The sequence below is a fragment of the Desertivirga arenae genome, assembly GCF_017355785.1.
Taxonomy (GTDB): domain Bacteria; phylum Bacteroidota; class Bacteroidia; order Sphingobacteriales; family Sphingobacteriaceae; genus Desertivirga; species Desertivirga arenae.
Map to the genome: position 1 here is coordinate 160,408 of NZ_JAFEWE010000009.1, position 24,316 is coordinate 184,723.

Genomic DNA, 24,316 nt, shown 5'->3' on the forward strand with positions numbered 1-24,316 from the left:
CAGCAGACATGAAATTCTTTAACACAAATATCATAAACAGAAGAAGGATCGCCCGGGTCCTTTTATTCTCACTTTTCATCAGCCCATTGGTAAAGGCAAAAGCTCAGGAGTTTTTACAAAGATCTCCTGATGCTAATGCCTGGGTACAGCAAGAGCTGAGGAAGTTATCGAAGAAGGAAAAAATTGCTCAGCTAATGGTCATCCGTCTTTCAGAAAGAAAGGGGAAGGATGTAGTGTTTTATGATAAAGAGGTTCTTAAGTATTTAAAAAAGTATAACATAGGTTCTGTTTGCCTTTTTCAGGGGAATTCACCACAACAAGCTCTTGTATTAAATAAGTTGCAGGCGAAAGCAAAAAATCCTTTACTTGTTTGTATTGATGGAGAAACCGGATTAGGAATGCGGTTTGGAGATGTACGGCCTTTTCCTGATCAACTAACCATAGGAGCAGTGCCCGATGCTGCAATTGCTTATAAAGTGGGGAGGGCGATCGCGGAGCAATGTAAGCGTGCAGGTATTCATGTAGATTATGCTCCTGTAGTTGATATAAACAATAACCCTCTTAATCCTGTGATAAACTTCCGGTCGTTCGGGGAAGATAAGTACAAGGTGGCTGGATTTGGAGTCCAGATCATGAAGGGTATGCAGGACGGTGGCGTAATGGCTTGTGCTAAACATTTCCCAGGCCATGGTGATGTTGCTGTTGACTCCCACCTTGATCTGCCGGTGATCAATAAATCTCTTGCAGCACTAGATTCGCTTGAACTTTATCCTTTTAAAGAGATGGTTAAAGCCGGTGTTGGGAGTATGATGGTAGCTCACTTATACATCCCATCAATAGATGCCACTCAAAATCAGGCGACATCATTATCCAGAAAAAACGTGACTGAGTTGCTGAGGGATCAGCTGGGATATAAAGGGCTGACTTTTACCGACGCTCTAGAGATGAAGGGGGTAGCGAAATTTTACCCACAGGGTGAGGCCGCTGTTCAATCGCTTATAGCTGGTAATGATATGCTCTGTCTTCCTGGCGATGTGAAAGGTAGTATCAAAAAAGTACGTAAAGCAATAAGAGCAGATAAGTTAAGCTGGGGAGACATTAATGATAAAGTGACACGCGTTCTTTATGCCAAATATAACCTTGGAGCAAATAATTTTAAACCCATTGATACTGTAAATATTGCGGCTGATCTTAATAAGGATGTGAATGCATTAAAGCGCGAAGTTTATGAGAATGCCATAACGCTTCTCAGGCAGACCGATGCGTCACTTTTTCCTTTAAGTTTAAATAAACGGATTGCCTATGTTGGAATTGGAATACCAGCAGAGAACCAATTTGGAAAACTTTTGAAAGAGAAGTATAGAGCCGACTGTTTTTATGCTGACTATAATGCGGACGCGGCAAAACTGGAAAGTATTAAGCAAAGTTTGCTGGGTAAGTATGATGTTATTATTACAGGAATTCATGGGTATAAGAAATATCCCGCCAATAATTTTGGTATTAGTGCAACTTCGATCTATTTCCTGCGTCGTTTAGCTGATAATGCTAACACTATCAATTTTGTGTTTGGAAATCCATATGCTGTAAAAAACCTTAATTCTGCTAAAAATATTGTTGTCTGTTACGAAGATGATCCCTTGATGCAGGAAGTTGCCGTAAGTTTCCTTAAAGGTGAAATTATAGCTAAAGGTAAACTGCCTGTAACGGTTTCGCCAGATTTTACCTACGGTACGGGAATTAACTCGGGAGGATTGAAGGCTGCAAATCCCGAAACTGTAGGTTTGAACAGTAGGATCTTAAATAAGATAGATTCGGTAGCCCTGGACGCTATCTCTAAAGGAGCTACCCCGGGAGCTGTTGTTCTGGTAGCCCGGAAGGGAAAAATTGCTTTTGAAAGGGCCTATGGGACTTTGAATACGGATAGGAAGGAAGCTGTAAGTACAAGCACAGTTTATGATCTTGCATCTGTTACTAAGATCTCGGCAACTACCCTGAGTGTGATGAAGCTCTATGAAGAGGGCAGGTTGGATTTGAATAATACACTGGCTGATTACCTTCCCTGGACTAAAGGGTCTGATAAAGCAAACCTCAAACTAAGGGATATTCTCTTACACCAGGCTGGCCTTGTCTCTTTTATTCCTTTTTACAAAGAAACTCTGGAAAAGTCCGGAAGACCTAAGGCAGGGGCTTATAGTGAAACACAAACTGCGCTTTATCCTATAAGGGTTGCCGAGAATATGTACATGCCTGTAACCCGTATTGATAGCATGTATCATAAGATTTTGAGCAGTAAGCTAGGCCCATCCAATAAGTATGTTTATAGTGACAACGATTTTATTTTTCTTGGTAAGATTGTTGAACAAATTACCGGACAGAGCCTCGACCAATATACCAGAAATACGTTCTATCTTCCTTTGGGAATGGCCACCACCATGTTCAAGCCACTGGAACATCTTTCTGTCAATCAAATTGCTCCTACTGAGAACGAGAAATACTTTCGTCTTCAACAGTTACGGGGAGATGTACACGATCCCGGAGCTGCTATGTTTGGAGGTGTTGCGGGACATGCCGGCCTTTTTAGCAATGCTGCCGACCTGGCAAAACTATACGTTCTACTACTGAATGGTGGAGAATTAGATAAAATAAGACTCCTAAAGAAGGAGACGATTGATTACTTCACCGCCTACCACAGTGATATAAGCAGGAGGGGACTGGGTTTCGACAAACCTGAAAAGGATAATAAGGATCCAAAAACGGCTTATCCTTGCTTAAGCGCCTCTCCTCAAACATTTGGACACACAGGCTTTACGGGTATTGGAGTATGGGCAGATCCTAAGTATGACCTGCTTTATATTTTCTTGTCTAATCGCGTTTGTCCTGATGGTGAGAATAACAAGCTCTTAAGCATGAGCGTAAGAGGAAAAATTCATGAGTTGATCTATCAGGCAATATTAAATAAGAATTAATGACGCCAAGTCTGAAGCTTATTCTTTTAAAGCAATTGCTTTTAAGCTTATATATTGTTATGAATGTAATTCCGGTCTCCGCTCAAAAGAAGAATGTTATTGATCTGGAGAAACTTCTAAGAACAAATGCATCTTCTGAATTGACAAGCATTCTTAATGATCCACAGCAGTATCAATACCAGATCTTATATACCGAAATTAACAGGGACCGGAATAATAAACCTTTCTTCAAGTATTATCATTTCAATACCGACAGGGAAAAGTACTTTTATCCTGCTTCAACTGTAAAATTGCCAACCGTCCTGGCTACTCTTGAAAAGTTAAACACCCTAAACATTACAGGTCTTGATAAATATGCAGTAATGCTAACGGATAGTGCTTATAGTGGTCAGAGCAGCGTGTTAAAAGATTCGAGTTCTGAAAATCAGCTTCCTTCAATCGGTCATTATATAAAAAAGATCTTTTTAGTTAGTGATAATGACGCGTATAACCGCCTGTATGAATTCAATGGGCAAAAGTATCTGAACGAGATCATGTGGGAAAAGGGATATACCGACGTTCGTATTGTAAAGCGCTTTATTCCGCTGAACGAGGATCAGAACCGCCACACTAATCCTATTCGTTTCTATAAGGATAACAAACTGATCTATGAGCAGAAACCCCAATTTAGCGAGATCGAATTTGATTTTCGTCAAGAGGCGAAGGTAGGCAAGGGTTATATGAAAGGGAAGGAATTGGTAAATGAACCGCTCGATTTCACCAGGCATAATCGTTTCCCGCTGGAAGACCAGCAACAAATGCTTCAGGCGCTCCTATTTCCGGGCTCGACACCGAAGAGGGATTTCAATTTGAAGAAGGAAGATTACGACTTCTTATATAAGTACATGTCGCAATTGCCTTCGGCCAGTACTTACCCTAAATATGACGATAAGGAATACTTCGACAGTTACGCAAAGTTCTTTATGTACAGGGATGGTAAACGGAGCATTCCTGCTAATCTTAAGATATTCAATAAGGCAGGTTGGTCTTATGGATTCCTCACAGACAATTGCTACATAGCGGATCTTGAAAACAAAGTTGAGTTTATGCTCACTGCCGTGATCTATGCGAATAAGGATGATATTCTGAATGATGACAAGTACGATTACGAAGAGGTGGGATATCCATTCTTCCGTGAAGTCGGCGAGATTATATATAAGCACGAATTACAACGTAAAAGAAAACACAAACCTGATTTCTCTTTCGGGAAATAAAATGAATGGGCAGTATGGAAAATAAAGACTTAAATCAAATGGAGATTACTACAGAGAAAGACTCAATCTATAAAGATCTGGATAAGATGAGTGTGACGGAGATCCTTGAGAATATTAACAGGGAAGATCAAACTGTACCGCAAGCAGTTAAGAAATCTATTCCCCAAATAGAAAAACTAGCCATAGCTGTAGCAGAAAAGATGAAGGATGGCGGACGTTTATTCTATATAGGAGCCGGAACCAGTGGAAGGCTGGGGGTAGTTGATGCATCAGAATGTCCTCCAACGTTCGGTGTTCCATTTGATTGGGTGGTGGGAATTATTGCGGGCGGCGATGGGGCTATCCGGAAAGCTGTTGAGTTTGCAGAAGACAACATGGAGCAGGCATGGAAAGACCTTGAAGCATTTGATATAAATGAGAAAGATGCGGTAGTAGGTATTGCCGCGTCCGGAACTACACCCTATGTTATTGGTGGTTTAAGAACAGCTAATGAAAAGGGTATTATAACGGGATGCATTGTTTGTAATTCGGGAAGTCCGGTTGCTGCTGAAGCAAGATTTCCTGTAGAGGTTGTTGTTGGTCCGGAGTTTCTCTCCGGGTCCACCCGAATGAAGTCGGGTACGGCTCAAAAGCTGGTTCTAAATATGCTTTCCACCACCGTGATGATTCAGTTAGGGAGGGTAAAAGGCAACAAGATGGTGGATATGCAGTTGACCAATAACAAGCTTTTCCATCGTGGAGTAAAAATGATCATGAAGGAAACCGGTACAGATCAGCAAACAGCTACTACTCTTCTGGAGCAATTGGGAAGCGTACGTAAAGCGATCAATAGCATTTATCAAGCCTCATAATTTTATCATTATGTCTCCCATTACCCTTCTTTTATTTTTGATAGCCTACTTTGGTGTTCTGATAGGAATTTCTTATCTGACATCCAAAGGCGCTTCAGATAATACCAGCTTTTTTATCGCTAACCGGAATTCCAAATGGTACTTTGTTGCTTTTGGTATGATTGGTACAGCGCTGTCTGGGGTAACTTTCATTTCCGTTCCTGGGGCTGTTGCTAAGAGCGAGTTTGGCTACTTTCAATTTGTACTTGGGAACGCTGTTGGCTTTGTTCTGATAGCTACTGTTTTACTACCACTCTATTACCGGATGAACCTAATCTCTATTTATACATACTTAGAGCAGCGACTGGGATACTGGAGCTATAAAACAGGCGCAGCGATATTCCTTATTTCAAGGGTTATTGGTTCTGCTTTCAGGCTGTACCTGGTTGCTATAGTACTTCAAAAATTTATTTTTGATGCCTGGAACGTTCCTTTTTGGGTTACTATAAGCATTTGCCTGATCCTGATCTGGTCTTACACCTTCAAGGGAGGTTTGAAAACGATCATTATTACCGATACGCTTCAAACAGTATTTCTTCTTACCGCGGTAATGCTTTCGATATGGTTCATCTCCGACAGTCTTAACCTGAATATCGGGCAGACTATTGAAACTGTAAAGAACAGCAGTTACTCGACTATTTTCCATTGGGATAATATCCTTGAAAGTAAGAATCATTTTCTGAAGCAGTTTTTGGGAGGAATATTCGTTACCGTTGCCATGACGGGCCTTGACCAGGATCTGATGCAAAAAAATCTGAGCTGTAAGAATATAGGTGAAGCGCAAAAGAACATGCTGACGTTTACTGCTGTTTTTGTAATTATTAATATCTTCTTTTTAAGTGTGGGGGCATTGTTGTATGAGTTTGCTGCTGCAAATGGTATATCGGTTGCTGATCTTAAAACGCCAGATCATCTTTATCCGGAAATTGCTTTAAATCATCTTAGTACCCTTCCCGCAATAATTTTCATGCTTGGCTTAACCGCAGCCACCTTTGCTACTACAGATTCTGCACTGACCGCTTTAACCACATCTTTTTGTGTTGATTTCCTTGGCTTCGATAAGAAAGCTGACCAGGATAGTAAAAACCTTGTTCGTACCAGGCACACTGTTCACCTGGCATTTTCTTTTGTCATGCTGCTGGTTATTATGATCTTCAAGGTCATTAACGATGAATCGGTTGTAAATGCAATTTTTAAAGCGGCAGGTTATACCTATGGGCCATTATTAGGATTATTTGCTTTTGGTATGGCAACCCGCAGGATGGTTAAAGATAAGATTGTACCTTTAATCTGTCTTATCTCACCTGTTCTGTCTTTTATAATTGATTCGAACTCGTTGGCACTTACAGGCTACTCAATAGGATTTGAACTGATCGTAATAAATGGTCTTATTACCTTTCTTCTCCTCTTGTTGAGCAGTAATAAACAAGCAGAAGTTCAGTTTAATTCACAGGAGCATAGGTCGGGATTAGTACCTGAACTAAGATAGTAATGAACACTGGTAAACTGTTAGAAACAATTCTTCCGTCGGAACGGATAAAAACAAGATTAATAGATCTGGTTGCATACGCAGCTGATGCGGGATTTTATCATTTGCAGCCGAAGGCTGTGGTTCAACCGGTATCAGAAGAGGAGGTTAAATCACTTTTTCAATTTTCTAAAACGCATAAAATACCACTTACATTCCGGACAGGAGGTACAAGCTTGTCAGGACAATCCATAACTGACGGGATACTGGTCGATCTGAGCCAGTATTGGAACAAAATTTTAGTTGAGGAATCAGGAGCTTCTGTAAGGGTACAGCCGGGAATAACCGGAGCAATGGTAAATGCTCATTTGAAAAAGCATTTAAAAAAAATAGGTCCTGATCCTGCAAGTATTAACTCTGCAATGATTGGTGGGATCTTGTCAAATAATGCAAGTGGAATGTGTTGCGGAGTTAGTAAAAACTCGTATCACACTACTAAATACATCCGGTTCATTTTGCCGGATGGCAGATCTTATTCCTCCGAAAACGCGGAAGATTATGTAAGGATCATTACCGAGTTGCCTGATTTGTGTAAAACATTATTGTCCCTTCGGGAACAGATCCTTGGCGACAATTCGCTACTAAATTTGATCCGGAATAAGTATAAGACCAAGAACACGGTAGGGTACTCGGTAAATGCTTTTGTCGATTATCAGAATCCGCTGGATATCCTTGCGCATTTGCTTATCGGAGCAGAAGGAACACTGGGATTTATTGCAGAAGCGGTGATGACAACAGTACCTGATTATCCGGCTAAGTCTACTTCCCTGCTTTTCTTCAGCGATATTTATGCAGCTTGTCAGGCTATTGTGCCATTAACTGTCTCAGGTGCTGAAGCTGTTGAGTTGATGGACCGGGCATCTCTGCGTTCTATAGAACATATGGACGGGGTTCCTGCAGTTATAAAATTCCTTCCTGAGACAGCTGCTGCCCTCTTGGTAGAGTATCAGGCTAATTCTGATGTGGAACTGCAGGCTAAGGTCAAGAGCTTCCATAATCTCGGATCGGAAATTTCACTTCTGCATCCTGCCGAATTCACTACGGATCCGGTGCAGCAAGCCTTTCTCTGGAAGGTCAGAAAAGGTATGTTTCCTGCTGTTGGAGCTGTACGAAAAAGCGGGACTACCGTTATTCTGGAGGACGTTGCTTTCCCTGTTGCCTCTCTGGGAGATGCTATCCTGGATCTGCAGGTATTGTTCAAAAAACATCAGTATGAAAATGCCATCATTTTTGGTCATGCAAAGGATGGTAATATACACTTCGTTGTTACCCAGGCATTCGAAAGTCAGCTAGAAATAGAACGCTACGACAGCTTTTTAAAGGAAGTAGTGACCCTGGTTGTAGAAAAGTATCATGGAACGCTTAAAGCGGAGCATGGTACTGGTAGGAACATGGCTCCATTTGTAGAAACTGAATGGGGAGGCGAAATCTATCAGATCATGAAAACCTTGAAAGAGGCGGTCGATCCTGAAAACCTTCTTAATCCTGGGGTGATCATAAATTCTGATAAGAATGCTCACATAAAGAACCTCAAAGATCTACCTCGGGTGGAAGAAGAGGTTGACAAATGCATGGAATGTGGCTTCTGCGAACACAAATGCCCTAGTCGCGATATAACGCTTACGCCGCGGCGCAGGATTGTGGTAAGAAGAGCGATCCTTAAGCTGAAAAGGCAAGGTGATAAAAAACAGTATAAGGAATTATTGCAGCAGTATCAGTACGATGGACTGGATACCTGTGCAGTTGACGGACTTTGTGCAACTGCTTGTCCTGTTGATATTAATACCGGGATGTTGGTTAAGCGTCTTCGCAGAGAAAATCATAGTGATACCGCTAATTCGCTTGCCTTATTTACGGCCAGGAACTTTAAGCTGGTCGAAAATTCCGTTAAACTTGGAGTAGCTGGGGGCTTGGGAATAAACAGTCTTCTGGGTGATCAGTCTTTACTAAAATTAACTAAAGGGCTTAAGAAGTCTATACCTGCTGTACCGCTTTGGTCAAACCAGATAAAACTTTCTCCAAGCATTGTAAAGAAGCAGCCAAGGCAACTTTCTGCAGGTGGGGTGGTGTATTTCCCGACCTGTATCTCGCGGGTGATGGGTGGCTCTGCAGATAAAAAGAAAAGTACTATTGAAACTTTTATAAGCATTTCAGAAAAGGCAGGAGTTGAGTTTAAGATTCCAGATGATATTCCAGGGACATGCTGCGGTCAGATCTATTCGTCGAAAGGATTCGGAAAGGCATTTGAATATACAGCTAATGAAACGATAGAAAAGTTATGGAGATGGACTGAGCAGGGGAGATTCCCTGTGGTACTTGATATCACTTCATGTACTCATACGCTTCTTACCTGCAGCTCTGTACTAACTGAAGCGAATAAACAAAAATATGATCGTATAAAGATCATTGATAGTATTGATTATGTTCTGGACTACCTTTTACCTAAAGTCGACGTAAAGAAAACCAAGGATAAAATAGTTTTACATCCGGTTTGCTCGCTTCAAAAGATGGGCCTGGAAGGGAAGTTTGTGAAGATAGCGGCACAGCTTGCTAAAGAGGTAAAGGTTCCTATGCATTCAGGATGCTGTGGAATGGCTGGAGACAGGGGCTTTTTATTCCCTGAATTAACAGCTGCTGCAACCAGGCCAGAGGCGCTGGAGGTGCAGCAACAGGAATATGATGGATACTATTCGAGCTCAAAGACTTGTGAGATTGCAATGTCTGAAGCCGTAGGAAAGAATTACGAGTCGATAATGTGTTTGTTGGATGAGTGTATATAAATCTGTCTAAATAACAAATCATCAAAATATGTCGAGATTAAATCTCTTAGAAGAAACCAGATTTGAAAAACTACCTGTATCTATTTTTGCTGATAAAGAAACTGCATCTAAAGCTGTAGCCGCGCGGATAGCGGGTATTATCAGAGTAAAGCAGGAAAAGTCTGAACATGCAATTCTTGGACTGGCAACAGGGGTAACACCCTTGCAAGTGTATGCCGAGTTGATCCGCTTGCATAAGGAGGAAGGTCTTAGCTTCAAAAACGTTATTACTTTCAATCTCGACGAATATTATCCTATGCAGCCAGGTGCTGAGCAGAGCTATGTAAGGTTCATGCACGAGAATTTGTTTGATCATATTGATATTGATCCTGTCAATGTGAATATTCCGAATGGAACCTTGAGTCCCGAGGAAGTGAACGAGTTCTGCCTGCAGTACGAGAAGAAGATCTCCGACCTGGGAGGTTTGGATGTTCAGATCCTTGGTATCGGTCGTACCGGTCACATCGGTTTTAATGAACCTGGTTCTGCACCTAATTCGGGTACCCGTGTAGTAACCCTTCACGACCTTACCCGTCGTGATGCGGCTCATGATTTTGGAGGAAAGGAAAATGTTCCGGTAAAGGCGATCACCATGGGAGTGGGAACGATCTTTAAAGCAAGAGAAATTATCCTGATGGCCTGGAGCGGAAAGAAAGCTCCGATCATCCGAAAGGCAGTAGAAGGGGAGATCTCTTCAGATGTTCCGGCAACCTATCTTCAGCTATCCAATAATGTAGAATTCGTTTTGGATCAGGATGCAGCTGCTGATTTGACCCGCTTCAATACGCCATGGTTAGTGAAAGACATGGTTTGGGATGAGAAGAACATCAGGAAAGCGGTGATCTGGCTGGCTAAGGCGGTAAATAAACCAATCCTTAAACTTACAGAAGAGGATTATAATAATAATGGTATGGCTCAGCTGGCAACTGAACAGGGGCCTGTTTACGATATCAATATCAGGATCTTTAACGCCGTACAGCATACCATTACAGGTTGGCCGGGAGGAAAGCCAAATGCAGATGATTCACAACGGCCAGAGAGAAGGGATCCGGCAAAGAAAAGGGTGCTGTTGTTCTCTCCTCACCCGGATGATGATGTAATTTCTATGGGAGGTACCTTCATCCGCCTGGCTGATCATGGTCACGATGTTCATGTGGCTTATCAAACTTCAGGAAATACAGCCGTATGGGATGATGATGTACTGCGTTTTGTAGAGTTTGCGATAGATTTTGGAGCAGCACAAGGACAGGATACAACGGACCTTAAAGCGTTATATGCAGAAATGAAGGCTTTCTTTGACGAGAAGACTCCCAATCAGGAGGATCTTAAAGAAATCCAGCGGGTGAAAGGATTGATCCGTAAGGGAGAAGCAATTGCCGGAGCCCGTTATGCAGGTCTTCCTGATGATCATATTCATTTCATGGACCTTCCATTCTATGACCGGGCTAAGAAGCAAAAGAAAGTAAGTTACGAAGATGATATCCTTCAAACGATGGAGCTGTTAAAAGAGGTAAAGCCTCATCAGGTGTATGCTGCCGGTGATTTTGCCGATCCGCACGGTACCCATAAGATCTGCTTTAATATTATCCATGAAGCTTTAAAAAGGCTTAAAGCCACAGAGGATTGGATTGCAGATTGCTGGTTGTGGTTATATCGCGGAGCATGGCATGAGTTTGAAATCCATGAAATAGAAATGGCAGTCCCACTTTCGCCACAGGAAGTAGAGCGCAAGCGTATGGCTATCTTCAAACACCAGTCGCAAAAAGACCGTGCCGTATTCCCGGGAGATGATTCAAGGGAGTTCTGGATCAGGGCTGAAGACCGGACCAAAGAGACAGCAAGAGCTTATAACCAACTGGGGCTGGCTGAATATGAAGCAATCGAAGCATTTGTAAGGTTTCATTATTAAACCGGAAGCTTAGTGTTTGCAGTTGCTTGCAGGGGTTGAAAGAAGGCAGAAACGATGAAAATTTGAAGCTAAGATCTTTTCCGGTAATAGGAAATGGGTTCAAGGTTTTATTACTGATTTGAAATTTTCTGAAAGGCTAGTTTCCGTTAAGACAATTTTAACCGATTGTTATCATATTAATTCGCTTAAAAAGATCCAGTATGAGCAGGTATATTTGCTTACGCAATTGGATTTGCAGCGCGTAGAGAGCTGATCAGGCAGTCATAGAAGGTTCGAGTCCTTCCTCTACATCTTTTCATTTTGCTATATCAAAGGAGCCCCGAAAGGGGCTTTATCTGCATATTTGTTTTATGTTTTCTTAACAACCAGTTAATATATTCTTAACGCTTCGGTCCTTAATTTGTAGTATGAGGAGTATGAGCGTTCCAATATATGCAATAGTGGAACTGTTAATTAGATTGGAAGAATATAATCCGAAGATCGGCAACTATAAAGATCACGCTATCACAGAAAAGAATGTTCGAGTAACCACATCGACTGGACATATTTTATTTCCCCTATCCCTGGTCATGAACCAATTTCACAGTCCCGAAGCTATTGATGAAACAACTTTGAAGCTAATGGCTGTCAGTTACAGTCCTATGTAGGAAGTTAAGGAACAAGTTTTCTGATAATTTCACCGTCAAATTCCCATCGTTTACCGAATAAACTAATCATACTGCCTAAATAATATTGTGCTATATTTCCGGTGCCATTACTTTTGGATAAAATTCATATTAGATGAACAACATTAAAGACAAGGGTCCGGAATCAAAGAAGAAGAAGTGGGTAGGAATTATATTTCTTGTTGTAGGCTTATTAATGCTTTCAAAACAGTTAGGAGTTTTTATTCCTGATTGGGTGATAAGCTGGCCGATGTTCTTAATACTTGTGGGAGTTATAAGCGGACGACGTCACAATTACCAGAATCCCGGATCCTACGTAATTATATTAATCGGCGTAGTTTTTCTGCTGGATAAGATATTTGACGGTGTGGATTTTCATGATTTTGCTTTTCCTATAGCAATTATGGGTTTAGGCTTGTACCTCATTCTTGGAAAGAAGAAAAACTTCAGGAAACGCTTTGGTCAGGAGTTTTCACGAACTGAGGAATGGGATAAACGCGTATTTGTTGAGGAAGAACCTATAGACCCAGCCAATGGACCAATAGCAGAGGGTGACGCTGAGCCAATAAAGGAGAAGTATGAAAAAACAACTTATTCGCCTGACGACTATCTCGATACTGTAGCGGTCTTTGGGGGAGTGAAGAAAAATATCGTATCCCGTAATTTTAAGGAAGGGGATGTGACGACGATTATGGGGGGAGTGGAGCTTAACTTTATTCAAGCTGATATCCAGGGAACAGCCATCCTTGATGTAACTCAGTTGTTCGGCGGGACCAAAATTATAGTTCCTCAACAATGGAAAATTGCCTCAGAGATGGTCGCAGTTTTTGGAGGAGTGGAAGATAAGCGGCCAATTGTTCACGGAGCTATCCCTTCAGAGGAGAAGATATTGATCATTAAGGGTACCTCCATATTTGGAGGTATTGATATCAGAAGTTATTAATAACTGAAATTTAACTTAGCTTGGCAGTTTCACCATTTTCCTCAAACCGGATCCTAAGTGTCTTTGCAATTGCATGGATATTTTGGGTGCTTATGCATGCGGCAACCTTGTACTGGTTAGGTTTTGAGGTAGGCATGGCAGCGGTTGATGCTGGAGTATCCTGTACGCTACTTTTACTTGCATCGCTCGTTGTAAGCAATACGCTACGCTTTTATACCCCCGGCAAGGAGAGCTATTTTAATATTGTTGCATGGTGCTTCCTGTTAACTCTTATAGCTGTTTTTGTAAGTCGCTTTCTTCTTCTTTATTTATATTCTGATGATAAGATCTATGCCAGGGTAGTAGAAAAGTCATTGATCATAAGAGCTTGTGTTGGTTTTCTTCTCATTACAGGTACAGCCGTGCTTAGTATTTTATGGAACACCCTACAGGATCAGAAGGAGAATGAGAAGCGAAAGACAGAAGCTGAGAGGCTGGCCCGGGAAGCCGAATTATATAATCTGCGCCAGCAATTACAGCCTCACTTTCTTTTTAACAGCTTAAATTCCATCAGTGCTTTAATTGGACGAAGACCGGAGGAAGCAAGGAAAATGATCTATCAGCTATCTGATTTCTTGAGAGGCACCTTACGGAAGGAGGAGAATGAATTTGTAACCCTGGAGGATGAATTGAATCATTTACAACTGTACCTCGATATTGAGAGGGTTCGTTTCGGACATAGGTTGGCCACTGAAATTACCAAGGAGGATTCCTGCGATACGTTAAGACTACCCGCCATGTTACTGCAACCCATTGTGGAGAACGCGATAAAGTTCGGTTTGTATGATACTGTAGGGCAGGTTTCAATTACTGTCGTTGCCCGCTGTATTCAGAATTACCTTGAGTTGCGCATCCAGAATCCCTACGACCCCGACTCGTCTCTTCCCAAAAGTGGAACCGGGTTTGGACTAACGGGCATTAAAAGACGCTTATATTTATTATTTGCTCGTACAGATTTAATTGAAACACGCGGAGAAAATAATATTTTTACGACTATAGTTCGAATTCCTCAATGATGACAAGGGCAATTTTAATAGACGATGAACCTCTGGCGAGAGAAGTTGTAAGAGAATATCTAGAAGATTTTCCGGAAATAGAAGTTGTGGCAGAATGTAATGATGGTTTTGAAGGAGTTAAAGCCGTAGCACTGCATAAGCCAGATCTGATATTTCTGGATATTCAAATGCCCAAAATAACAGGGTTCGAGATGTTAGAATTGCTGGAAGAGCGACCAGCCGTGATATTCACTTCCGCTTTTGATGAGTTTGCTATTAAAGCTTTTGAGGCCCACGCTATAGATTATTTATTGAAGCCCTTTGCCAGGGACCGGTTTAAGAAAGCGGTAGAAAAATGGTTGGAGCAGAAAAACCTTACGGAAGCCAAACTCCAAGTTCAATCATTGCTTGAAAGCTCAAATCCCGCTCCAGGGAAGACGGAGCGTATTGTTGTTAAGTCGGGAAGTTCTATTAAGATAATACCCGCCGCGGAAGTAAGATTTCTGGAAGCCTATGATGACTATGTTAAGATACATACTCCGGAGGGTGTATTCCTTAAAAACAAGACAATGGCTTTTTTTGAAAATAACCTTGATGAAAAGCAGTTTGTCAGGGTCCATCGTTCTTTCATTGTTCAGGTCTCTCAGATAACCGGCCTTACTCCTTACGAAAAGGACTCTTATAAAGTCCAGTTAAAGACAGGCGATAGCTTGCCTGTTAGTAAAACCGGCTATGGCAAACTGAAGCAATTGCTGCAGATTTAGTGGTGTAGCATTCGAAGTGGGGCATAAGACGAGTTAAGTAAAGTTGCAAAAGAAGAGCAACCTAAAACTCGATGAACTGTTTAATCTGTTGATTGGTGTATTTCACGGTATCTTCCTTAAACAATTCTCCCTCCTCATTGAATTCTTTATGAATATGGGGAATATGGAGTTTTAACGGAAGTACATGCATATTAATGTAGTGACAAACTCCAGTAAAATGTTCCACCCCTCTTATGTTCCCATATTTTCCTGTAGAAACGCCAACAAGGGCAGATTTCTTTCCTGCGAAGCTTTCAGGAAATTTACAGGCATCAATAAACAATTTAAGAATGCCTGGATAACTACCGTTATATTCGGGAATAATGAAAACGAATTTTTTCGATCTTGATACTAATTCCTGCACTGGCTCCCAAGTGGGAAGCTTGTGGTTTTCATACATCTCAGGGTGAACTAAACCTTCAGGAAGGTTTTCAAGGGAGAGGATTTCAGCAAGCTGTTCCTGCTCATAAAACTTCTTCAAATAGTATTCAGCAAGCTTCAAAGTATAGCTTCCAGGGCGGTTAGTGCTGGCAACGATGGTTATCATTTGTGGATAATATGTGTAAAACCCGTAACAGGCTCTCCGATTAAATAGTTTAAAGTTTGTATCTTAGTCGATTGTTAAAAAGTATTCGAAGACGCAAAAATAGCATTTTAATTGAGCGTTTTGGATGAATAAGATTGACAAGAATCCGTAAAATATTAGGTAAGGAATGAGTAAGATTATTGCGATTGCAAATCAAAAGGGCGGAGTTGGAAAAACCACCTCATCTATCAACCTTGCGGCAAGTTTAGCCGTTCTGGAATATCGCACATTGTTGGTAGATGCGGATCCTCAAGCGAATTCAACATCAGGTATCGGTTTTGATCCCAGGGCTATAAAAGAGAGCATTTACGAATGCATTATCAATGATGTTGATCCGCGCGACGCTATACAAAAAACAGAAACCCCAAATTTAGATCTCCTTCCGGCTCACATCGATCTGGTCGGTGCTGAGATCGAGATGATCAATCTAAATGAACGCGAGTATAAAATGCGCGCGGTATTAGATAAGGTTAGAGATGATTATGATTTTATTATTATCGATTGCTCTCCTTCTCTAGGTTTGATCACAATCAATGCTTTAACTGCTGCTAATTCTGTAATTATTCCTGTTCAGTGCGAGTATTTCGCCCTGGAAGGTTTAGGCAAGTTGTTGAATACGATAAAGATTGTTCAGAGTAGGCTAAATACCAACCTCGACATAGAGGGTATTCTTTTAACGATGTACGATGTACGCCTTCGCCTTTCAAATCAAGTTGTTGAGGAGGTAAAAACGCATTTCCAGGAGCTGGTATTCGAAACAATTATACAGAGGAATACACGTTTAAGTGAAGCACCAAGTTATGGTGTATCTGTGATTATGCACGATGCCAACTGTAAGGGATCAATTAATTATTTGAATTTGGCAAGGGAAATTATCCGTAAGAACGGATTAGTTAGAGAAGAAGAAAGTAATAAAGCAATAGTTAATTCATGACATATCAGAAAAAAACAGGATTAGGCAGAGGATTAAGTGCATTGCTTAATGATTCTGAGCCTGCTCCTGCTGCTCCTTCAAAACCTCAGTCTCAGTCTCAAGCTCCTGCTCCTAAGGAAGATAATACGTCTCCCGGAAATATCAGTTTTATCAAGCTGACTGAAATTGAAGTTAACCCTTTTCAACCAAGAACAGAGTTTGACCCCGTTGCATTAAATGAATTAGCGGAGTCAATTCAGGTTCAGGGCCTAATTCAGCCTATAACTGTCAGGAAAGTATCCGACAATAGTTATCAGTTAATCTCGGGTGAAAGAAGGTTAAGAGCATCAAAAATTGCAGGAATTGATGAAATTCCAGCTTATATTCGTACAGCGAATGACCAGCAGATGCTGGAGATGGCGCTTATTGAGAACATCCAGCGAGAAAACCTTAACTCTATTGAGGTTGCTTTAAGTTTTCAAAGGATGATCGACGAGTGCAGCCTTAAGCAGGAAGAACTTGGAGATCGCGTTAGTAAAAACCGCTCTACAGTTACAAATTATTTACGTCTATTAAAACTTCCCCCCGCTATTCAGGCTTCTATTAGAGATAATCAGATTTCTATGGGGCACGCCAAGGCTATTTTGGGTCTGGATGATGTAGATAAGCAGTTATTTATTCATGACGAAATTGTTAAGGGCGGACTTTCCGTTCGTAAAGCTGAAGAACTTGTTCGTGATATACAGCAGGAAAAGAAAAAGAAAGGACCTGCCCAAAGGCAACTTTTCGCTCCGGAGTATCGTAAGATTGAGGACGACCTCGCTTCCAAATTTGCTACCAGAGTTAAATTAAAGGTTCAGGGAAAAGGAAAGGGCGCCATAGAAATACCATTTTTGTCTGAGGATGATCTTAGCCGTATCCTTGAATTATTAGATTGGTAATGCAGCATTTTAGAGTTCTTTTACTACTGGTATTTTTTTCTGTTACTTCAACCACCTTTGGTCAGACAGATCCAAAGGTGGTGCGCGTAGATTCTACTTTAACTAATCCTGATGCAAAAAAGGACTCTGTTTTCGCCAAGAAAAAAGACTCAGTAGTAAATTTGCGTTCTGCAAATAAGCTTGAGGAAAAGCCAGCTGTAGTGAAAGATTCTGCACGACTGGCTTTAGAACGTCTTTCTAAACTATCCACCCGCCGTTCAATGATCGTTCCTGGTTGGGGGCAGATCACCAACAAGAGATGGTGGAAAGTACCTATCCTTTACGCGGGTTTTGTTGGACTGGGCTTGGTAATTGATTTTAACCAGCGGAATTATAAGGAGTTGCTGAAGGAGTTGCGTTATAATGATAGTGTCAAAGGCGATACGAGCAAGCCACAGTGGCTAAATCCTGCTTTTGCAAATTACAACTACAATAATATTATTGACGCCAAGGATTACTATCGTCGTAACCGCGACTTGTCTTTTCTTCTTATAGGAGCCTTGTATGCCGTTAACGTGATTGACGCTTATGTTGATGCAACCTTTTTCAGATTTGATGTGAGTAAAGATCTTTCGCTAAAACTTACTCCATCTTTTAACCCTTCCTACGCCTTATCGTCCGGTCCGTCCCTTTCGCCTGCCATTAAGCTTCAGCTTTCTTTCAGGAGCAGAAAAAACGATAACTACAATTGAATTTTTTGTAGCATCTTTAATGCGAATATATGTCTTCATATGGACTTGTCTTGCCTGCATCATGGTAGCAAGGACTTTTGAAGAAACAGAAAGTAAGGTTCTATCACCTGACAGATTAAACGAAAATTTAGTAAAATGAGAATAGCCCTTCTAGGTTATGGTAAAATGGGTCGCATTATTGAGAAGTTCGCTTTGGAACGCGGCCATGAAATTGTTCTTAAGATCGACGAAACCAATCTCGATCAGTTGACTACAGAAAATCTTCAAAAAGCTGATGCTGCCATCGATTTCAGTACCCCTCATTCTGTTATGGGGAATATAGATGCTTGTTTTATGGCAGGAACACCCCTTGTTGTTGGTACTACTGGCTGGTATGAACAGATGGAAAGCGTTAAGGAAAGATGTGAGGGGAGTAACAATACGCTCTTATGGGGCTCTAACTTTAGCATTGGCGTTAACGTGTTCTTTTTTGTGAATAAAATGCTTGCTAAGATCATGAATCGTTACCCTCAGTATGATGTTCAGGTAGAAGAGATCCACCATATCCATAAATTGGATTCTCCGAGTGGTACTGCCATTACTATTGCTGAAGGTATTTTAGAGGGTGTTGCTTCTAAAAAAGAATGGGTTAATAGCCTAGTAGGCGGGGCAGAGGAAGTTGTTGCAAAGCAGGAACAGCTTCTGATCGAGTCACACAGGATTGAGGAAGTTCCCGGAACGCATACTGTGATCTACAGTTCCGAAGTAGACGATATCGAATTTAAGCATACAGCTCATAGTCGCGCGGGATTTGCTTTAGGTGCAGTTATCGCTGCCGAGTGGCTGAAAGACAAAAAAGGATTTTATTCCGTTAAAGATATATTTGATTTCAATATTTAAAAAAAGCTAGATGGCATCTGATTCTTTTGGCTGGTTATTATACCTCCTGCCAATTTTAGTGTTATTTCACATTGGTTTGTGGAAGCTGTTCGAGAAGGCCGGCAGAAAAGGCTGGGAAGCTTTAATTCCGTTTTACAATGCCTATGTAATGATCGAACTTGCGGGTCGGCCTAAATGGTGGATCGTTCTTTTTTTCATTCCTGTAATTAATATTATTGCAGCTATTGCATTAATGTTAGACTTCGCGAAATGTTACGGGAAGTTCGACTTTATAGAACATGCAGGCGTTATCATAGTGCCTTTTATTATGTTCCCTATCTGGGGCTTTGATAAGAATACCCGATATTTTGGAAAGTCTTTAACAGAAGATTTTAGAAAGAAACACCCTTTTAAAAAGTCAGCAGGCAGGGAATGGGCAGATGCGATTGTGTTTGCTGTTGTTGCGGCTACCTTGATTCGTAGTTTCCTTCTGGAAGCTTACACCATTCCTACAGGCTCAATGGAAAAATCATTATTAATAGGTGATTTTCTTTTTGTAAGTAAGGTTAATTATGGCGGAAGAGTTCCAATGACACCCGTAGCTTTTCCTTTTGCTCATCACACTATGCCTGGTACTACAAACGTGAAGGCTTATTGGGATGGCATTGAGTTGAAGTACCGCCGTTTGCCTGGTTTCGAGAGTGTTGAGAGAGGAGACGTGGTCGTGTTTAATTATCCGGAAGGCGATACTGTGGTTGTTGAAACTCAGGCTGAAGCTAGTTATTATCAGTTGGTAAGGCAATTAGGTAGGGATGCTGTACGCTCAAATCCTAATTTTACTATCGTGGTAAGGCCTGTGGATAAGCGAGAGAATTATATTAAACGTTGTCTTGCAATCGGGGGTGATACACTGAAGATTGTTAATGCCCAGGTTTTTGTTAATGGCAAGCCGGCTGAAAATCCTTCTCAGGGCCAAAAGGCTTATTACGTTAAGTCAAATGGCACAGACTTCAATCCGCAAACTCTGACGGACATGAACATCTCAGTTAGCCAGGCAACCGCAGATGAGTACTATTTTAATATGACGAAGGATGAATCGGAGCAGATCAAACGCTGGTCTAATGTTAAGGAGGTTCATCCAATCGTTAAATTAGAGGGTGATTATGATCCTATGGTCTTTCCACACAACCCATCTTTCAAATGGAATCAGGACAATTTCGGGCCCTTAATAGTTCCCAAAAAAGGTTGGACAGTTAAGCTTGACAGCCTTACGATTCCAGTTTATAAAAGGGCAATACAGGTATATGAAGGAAATCAGGTTGATGAGCAAAACGGTCGGTTAATTATCAACGGTAAGCCTTCCGATTCATATACTTTTAAAATGAACTATTATTGGATGATGGGTGATAACAGGGATAACTCTTTGGACTCCCGTTTTTGGGGATTTGTACCTGAAGACCATGTGGTAGGGAAAGCATTGTTTATCTGGATGAGCTTAAATGAGAATGGTAGCTTCCTGGGTAAAGTAAGGTGGAACAGGTTATTCAAAGGAATTCATTAAATAAAAGTCTTAAACAAAAAAGCCCGGTTCAGAACGAACCGGGCTTTTTTGTTTTTATCGACTAATTCTGTCTGTCTTCCAACCATTTTCTCGCATTGGTAAAGGCTTCCATCCATGGAGAAACTTCATCCTGACGACCTGCAGGGTAATTAGCCCATTGCCATTGAAGTAATGAACGCTCAATATGTGGCATCGTTACCAGGTGGCGACCAGTTTCATCACAAAGCATAGCGGTATTGTAATCAGAGCCATTTGGGCAAGCAGGATAAGTCTCATAATGATACTTGCCTACGATCTGATATCTGTCTTCCGTATGAGGTAAGCTAAAGCGACCTTCTCCGTGCGATACCCATACCCCGAGTGTAGAACCAGCAAGGCTTGAAAGCATGACTGATTTATTTTCCTGAATAGTAAGGGCCGTAAAAATGCTTTCGTGTTTGTGGCTCACGTTATGCATCATTTTTGGCTTCTGATCATGATCCATGTTGATCAATCCCAGCTCTACAAATAACTGGCATCCGTTACAAATTCCTACAGACAGAGTATCCTCGCGCTTGAAGAAATTTTCAAGTGCAACTCTTGCTTTCTCATTGTACATAAATGCTCCGGCCCAGCCTTTTGCAGAACCAAGAACGTCTGAATTAGAGAAGCCACCAACTGCACCGATAAATTGAATATCTTCTAATGTTTCCCTGCCTGAAATCAGATCTGTCATGTGTACATCTTTCACCTCGAAACCTGCCATATAAAGTGCATTTGCTAGTTCGCGTTCGGAGTTACTTCCTTTTTCACGAATTATAGCCGCTTTAATTTTGGGCTTTCCAGATTCAATAACAGGTTTTTGGCCATTAAAGTCAGACGGGAAATTATATTTTAGTAAGTGGTTTTTGTAATTATCGTACCGTTCTCTTGCACTGGTAGCACCACTTTGTTTGATATCAAGAAGGTAAGATGTTTTAAACCAAACGTCTCTTAACTCAGCAATATCGAAGCTGTAATCTTCCTCTCCGTTCTTCAATTGAAGTTTACCTTCAGTTGTGCTTGTACCCAAAAGGTAATAAGGAACATCACTTGCTTCCAGGATGCTTTCCACCTCTGATGAGGCCTGAAATACGAGACCTATATTTTCAGCAAAAAGCACTTTGATAGTGTCTGATTCAGCTAAAGGACTTAGGTCGATATTGGCACCAAGACCATTATCTGCAAAGCACATTTCGAGCAATGTAGTAATCAAACCTCCACTTCCAATATCATGTCCTGCCTGGATCTTACCCTCTTTAATCAGCTGTTGAACTGTATTGAAAGCATTTTTGAAAGCTGCAGCATCTTTAATGTCCGGAGTTTCATTTCCTATCCTGTTTATAACTTGAGCAAATGATGATCCACCAAGCTTATAGGTATCATTAGAAAGGTTGATATAGTAAATGTTTCCTCCGTCTTTCTGTAACACCGGTTCAGTCACTTTTTGAATATCAGAGCAATTGGCTCCAGCAGAAATAATAACAGTACCGGGAGCAATAACATCCTCATCCTTGTATTTCTGCTTCATCGAAAGTGAATCTTTTCCAGTAGGAATATTGATACCTAAGTCGATAGCAAAGTTTGAACAAGCTTCTACGGCTTCATATAAACGTGCATCTTCTCCCTCGTTTTTACAAGCCCACATCCAGTTAGCTGAGAGAGAGACACTTTTTAGTCCGTCTTTAAGTGGAGCCCAAACGATGTTTGATAGGGCCTCTCCGATAGCATTACGACTCCCGGCAGCAGGATTTATAAGTGCTGAGACTGGGGCATGACCAACAGAAGTTGCTATTCCTTCTTTGCCCTGAAAATCTAGTGCCATTACACCGCAATTATTCAGAGGCAATTGTAGAGGACCAGCGCACTGTTGCTTAGCAACCCGACCACCAACACAACGGTCAACCTTATTTGTCAGCCAATCTTTACAGGCAACCGCCTCCAGTTGCAAAACTTGCTCCAGATAAGACTGCAGCTGTGTTTTATCATAAGTTACTGCCCGATAGCTGCGGTTTACAGACCTATCTTCCATTACCACTTTTGGTGAACTTCCAAACATATCCGATAGCGCCAAGTCCATCGGCTTTGCACCTGTGGTAGATGATTGGAAGGTGAAACGATGGTCTCCTGTAACGTCTCCAACGGTATACATAGGGGAGCGTTCGCGGTCAGCTATTTTTTGTAAAGTTTCAATGTCTTGTTCTCCGATCACTAAACCCATACGTTCCTGAGACTCGTTACCGATGATCTCTTTCGCTGAAAGAGTTGGATCTCCGACGGGCAGCTTATCCAAATCTATTTTTCCGCCAGTTTCTTCCACCAGTTCCGACAAACAGTTCAAATGGCCGCCAGCCCCGTGGTCATGAATGGAAACAATGAGATTATTATCACTTTCTACCATTCCTCGAATAGCGTTAGCTGCTCTCTTTTGCATCTCGGGATTAGAACGCTGCACGGCATTAAGTTCTATTCCTGTACCATGCTCTCCGGTATCAGCAGAAGAAACTGCGGCTCCTCCCATTCCAATCCGATAATTTTCACCACCAAGGATTACTATCTTGTCTCCTGTTTTAGGTTTTTGTTTCTGAGCTTGACTAGCCTTTCCGTATCCAATACCTCCAGCCAGCATTATAACTTTATCATACCCAAGCTTTCTAGGAGATTCAATGCCATCAGCTTTCTCGTCATGCTCGAAAGTAAGTACAGATCCTGTAATAAGGGGTTGTCCGAATTTGTTACCGAAATCAGTAGCTCCGTTAGAAGCCTTGATTAAAATATCCATCGGTGTCTGGTAGAGCCATTTTCTTTCCTGGGTTGCCTGCTCCCATGGGCGGTTTTTCTCAAGGCGGGATAAAGCAGTCATATAAACCGCGGTTCCCGCAAGAGGAAGCGCTCCCTGGCCCCCGGCTAACCTGTCTCTGATCTCACCCCCCGAACCTGTAGCAGCACCATTGAAAGGCTCAACAGTTGTAGGGAAATTATGAGTTTCTGCCTTCACAGAAATAACCGATTCAAATTCCTTGACTTCGTAAAAGTCCGGTACATCCGCACGCTTAGGAGCAAATTGCTGAACTACTGGTCCTTTGATAAAGGCCACATTGTCCTTGTATGCAGAAACGATATCGTTAGGGTTAGCTTCAGAAGTCTTACGAATTAGTTTGAATAGAGAGGTTGGCTTTTCTTCACCGTCAATAATAAACTTGCCGTTAAAGATTTTATGACGACAGTGTTCTGAATTAACCTGGGAAAATCCGAATACCTCGGAGTCGGTAAGGGAGCGACCAAGGCGCTTTGAAAGTTGATTCAGGTATTCAACCTCTTCATCACTTAAAGATAAACCTTCCTGTTTATTATAAGCAGCTATATCCGTTACGGGTAAAACTGCTTCCGGATTAATATTGATAGTAAAAAGATCCTGGTTAAGATCACTATACTTTTGAGAAAGCATTGGGTCGAAATCCGTGAAATCCTCTTTCACAATTTTAAACTCTTCAATCCTGATAATACCCGTAATGTCCATATTCTGGGTGATCTCAACAGCGTTAGTACTCCATGGCGTTATCATTGCAGCCCGTGGTCCAACAAAATAGCCAGCAAGTGTGCTATCAAGCTGAAGCTTGGCATTGCCAAAAAGCCATTCAAGTTTAGTAATGTCTGTGGAGGTAAGTTCCCGCTCAATTTGTACTGCGAAAACTGTATCAGGCTGATTTAAAAAGAAATGAAGCATGCTTATTTTCCTGAATCTTGATTGTTTACTGTGTAGCCACAAAGAACCTGCTTTTACATTAATATCCCTGTTATGGCATCTGCTTATGCAGGTTTTTTGAAGCGGCAAAGTTAGCGTTAAAAATCGAAAAATGCGGGTAAAAAGGTCTATAATCTGAGGGTTTTCTGGTGT

General features: G+C 41.5%; 17 protein-coding genes. 15 read left to right on the top strand and 2 right to left on the bottom strand.

The window, feature by feature from the left end; all coding sequences use genetic code 11:
- The first annotated feature begins 8 nt into the window (after positions 1–8).
- The 10 genes from J4N24_RS17675 (at position 9) to J4N24_RS17720 (ending at position 14,771) form a co-directional block, all read left to right on the top strand.
- Positions 9–2,966, top strand: a complete 2,958-nt coding sequence (locus J4N24_RS17675) for a serine hydrolase domain-containing protein (RefSeq protein WP_207535046.1) — start codon at positions 9–11, stop codon at positions 2,964–2,966.
- Positions 2,966–4,219 (top strand): serine hydrolase, encoded by a 1,254-nt coding sequence (locus tag J4N24_RS17680; RefSeq protein ID WP_242691697.1) that lies wholly within the window; start codon positions 2,966–2,968, stop codon positions 4,217–4,219. The genes J4N24_RS17675 and J4N24_RS17680 overlap by 1 nt, the downstream gene beginning before the upstream one ends.
- A 38-nt stretch (positions 4,220–4,257) precedes the next feature.
- The gene (gene murQ, locus J4N24_RS17685) at positions 4,258–5,070 is read left to right on the top strand and encodes an N-acetylmuramic acid 6-phosphate etherase (protein ID WP_207535112.1); all 813 of its coding nucleotides are present in this window, start codon (positions 4,258–4,260) and stop codon (positions 5,068–5,070) included.
- A gap of 10 nt (positions 5,071–5,080) precedes the next feature.
- A complete protein-coding gene (locus J4N24_RS17690; protein WP_207535047.1) occupies positions 5,081–6,598 on the top strand; it encodes a sodium:solute symporter in 1,518 nt (505 codons plus the stop codon).
- 2 nt (positions 6,599–6,600) lie between these two features.
- Positions 6,601–9,417, top strand: coding sequence for an FAD-binding and (Fe-S)-binding domain-containing protein (locus J4N24_RS17695; protein ID WP_207535048.1), 2,817 nt, complete (start codon positions 6,601–6,603; stop codon positions 9,415–9,417).
- Positions 9,418–9,445: 28 nt separating this feature from the next.
- The gene (gene nagB / locus J4N24_RS17700) at positions 9,446–11,365 is read left to right on the top strand and encodes a glucosamine-6-phosphate deaminase (RefSeq protein WP_207535049.1); all 1,920 of its coding nucleotides are present in this window, start codon (positions 9,446–9,448) and stop codon (positions 11,363–11,365) included.
- A 416-nt stretch (positions 11,366–11,781) separates the two neighbouring features.
- Positions 11,782–12,012, top strand: coding sequence for a hypothetical protein (locus tag J4N24_RS17705; protein WP_207535050.1), 231 nt, complete (start codon positions 11,782–11,784; stop codon positions 12,010–12,012).
- A gap of 133 nt (positions 12,013–12,145) precedes the next feature.
- Complete coding sequence (locus J4N24_RS17710; protein ID WP_207535051.1) at positions 12,146–12,973, top strand: LiaF transmembrane domain-containing protein; 828 nt, start codon at positions 12,146–12,148, stop codon at positions 12,971–12,973.
- A 20-nt stretch (positions 12,974–12,993) separates the two neighbouring features.
- Positions 12,994–14,028, top strand: a complete 1,035-nt coding sequence (locus tag J4N24_RS17715; protein ID WP_242691698.1) for a sensor histidine kinase — start codon at positions 12,994–12,996, stop codon at positions 14,026–14,028.
- On the top strand, positions 14,028–14,771 hold the full coding sequence (locus tag J4N24_RS17720) for a LytR/AlgR family response regulator transcription factor (protein WP_207535113.1): 744 nt from the start codon (positions 14,028–14,030) through the stop codon (positions 14,769–14,771). Before J4N24_RS17715 ends, J4N24_RS17720 begins: the two co-directional genes overlap by 1 nt.
- A 61-nt stretch (positions 14,772–14,832) precedes the next feature.
- On the opposite strand, the gene J4N24_RS17725 is transcribed toward J4N24_RS17720, so the two are convergent.
- Positions 14,833–15,357, bottom strand: a complete 525-nt coding sequence (locus J4N24_RS17725; protein WP_207535052.1) for an NADPH-dependent FMN reductase — start codon at positions 15,355–15,357, stop codon at positions 14,833–14,835.
- Between the two features lie 166 nt (positions 15,358–15,523).
- Here J4N24_RS17725 and J4N24_RS17730 point away from each other — a divergent pair, with 166 nt between their 5' ends.
- The 5 genes from J4N24_RS17730 to lepB all read left to right on the top strand — a co-directional run bounded on the left by J4N24_RS17730 (position 15,524) and on the right by lepB (position 20,400).
- Positions 15,524–16,330, top strand: coding sequence for a ParA family protein (locus J4N24_RS17730; RefSeq protein WP_207535053.1), 807 nt, complete (start codon positions 15,524–15,526; stop codon positions 16,328–16,330).
- Positions 16,327–17,250, top strand: coding sequence for a ParB/RepB/Spo0J family partition protein (locus J4N24_RS17735; RefSeq protein WP_207535054.1), 924 nt, complete (start codon positions 16,327–16,329; stop codon positions 17,248–17,250). Before J4N24_RS17730 ends, J4N24_RS17735 begins: the two co-directional genes overlap by 4 nt.
- Positions 17,250–17,981 carry a DUF5683 domain-containing protein gene (locus J4N24_RS17740; protein WP_207535055.1) on the top strand — a complete coding sequence of 244 codons (732 nt, stop codon included), beginning with the start codon at positions 17,250–17,252 and terminating at the stop codon, positions 17,979–17,981. Before J4N24_RS17735 ends, J4N24_RS17740 begins: the two co-directional genes overlap by 1 nt.
- Before the next feature lie 135 nt (positions 17,982–18,116).
- Positions 18,117–18,860, top strand: coding sequence for a 4-hydroxy-tetrahydrodipicolinate reductase (gene dapB, locus J4N24_RS17745; protein ID WP_207535056.1), 744 nt, complete (start codon positions 18,117–18,119; stop codon positions 18,858–18,860).
- Positions 18,861–18,870: 10 nt separating this feature from the next.
- On the top strand, positions 18,871–20,400 hold the full coding sequence (lepB, locus tag J4N24_RS17750) for a signal peptidase I (protein WP_207535057.1): 1,530 nt from the start codon (positions 18,871–18,873) through the stop codon (positions 20,398–20,400).
- A gap of 61 nt (positions 20,401–20,461) precedes the next feature.
- Here lepB and purL read toward each other — a convergent pair whose 3' ends face one another.
- A complete protein-coding gene (gene purL, locus J4N24_RS17755) occupies positions 20,462–24,145 on the bottom strand; it encodes a phosphoribosylformylglycinamidine synthase (RefSeq protein WP_207535058.1) in 3,684 nt (1,227 codons plus the stop codon).
- Positions 24,146–24,316 lie beyond the last annotated feature (171 nt).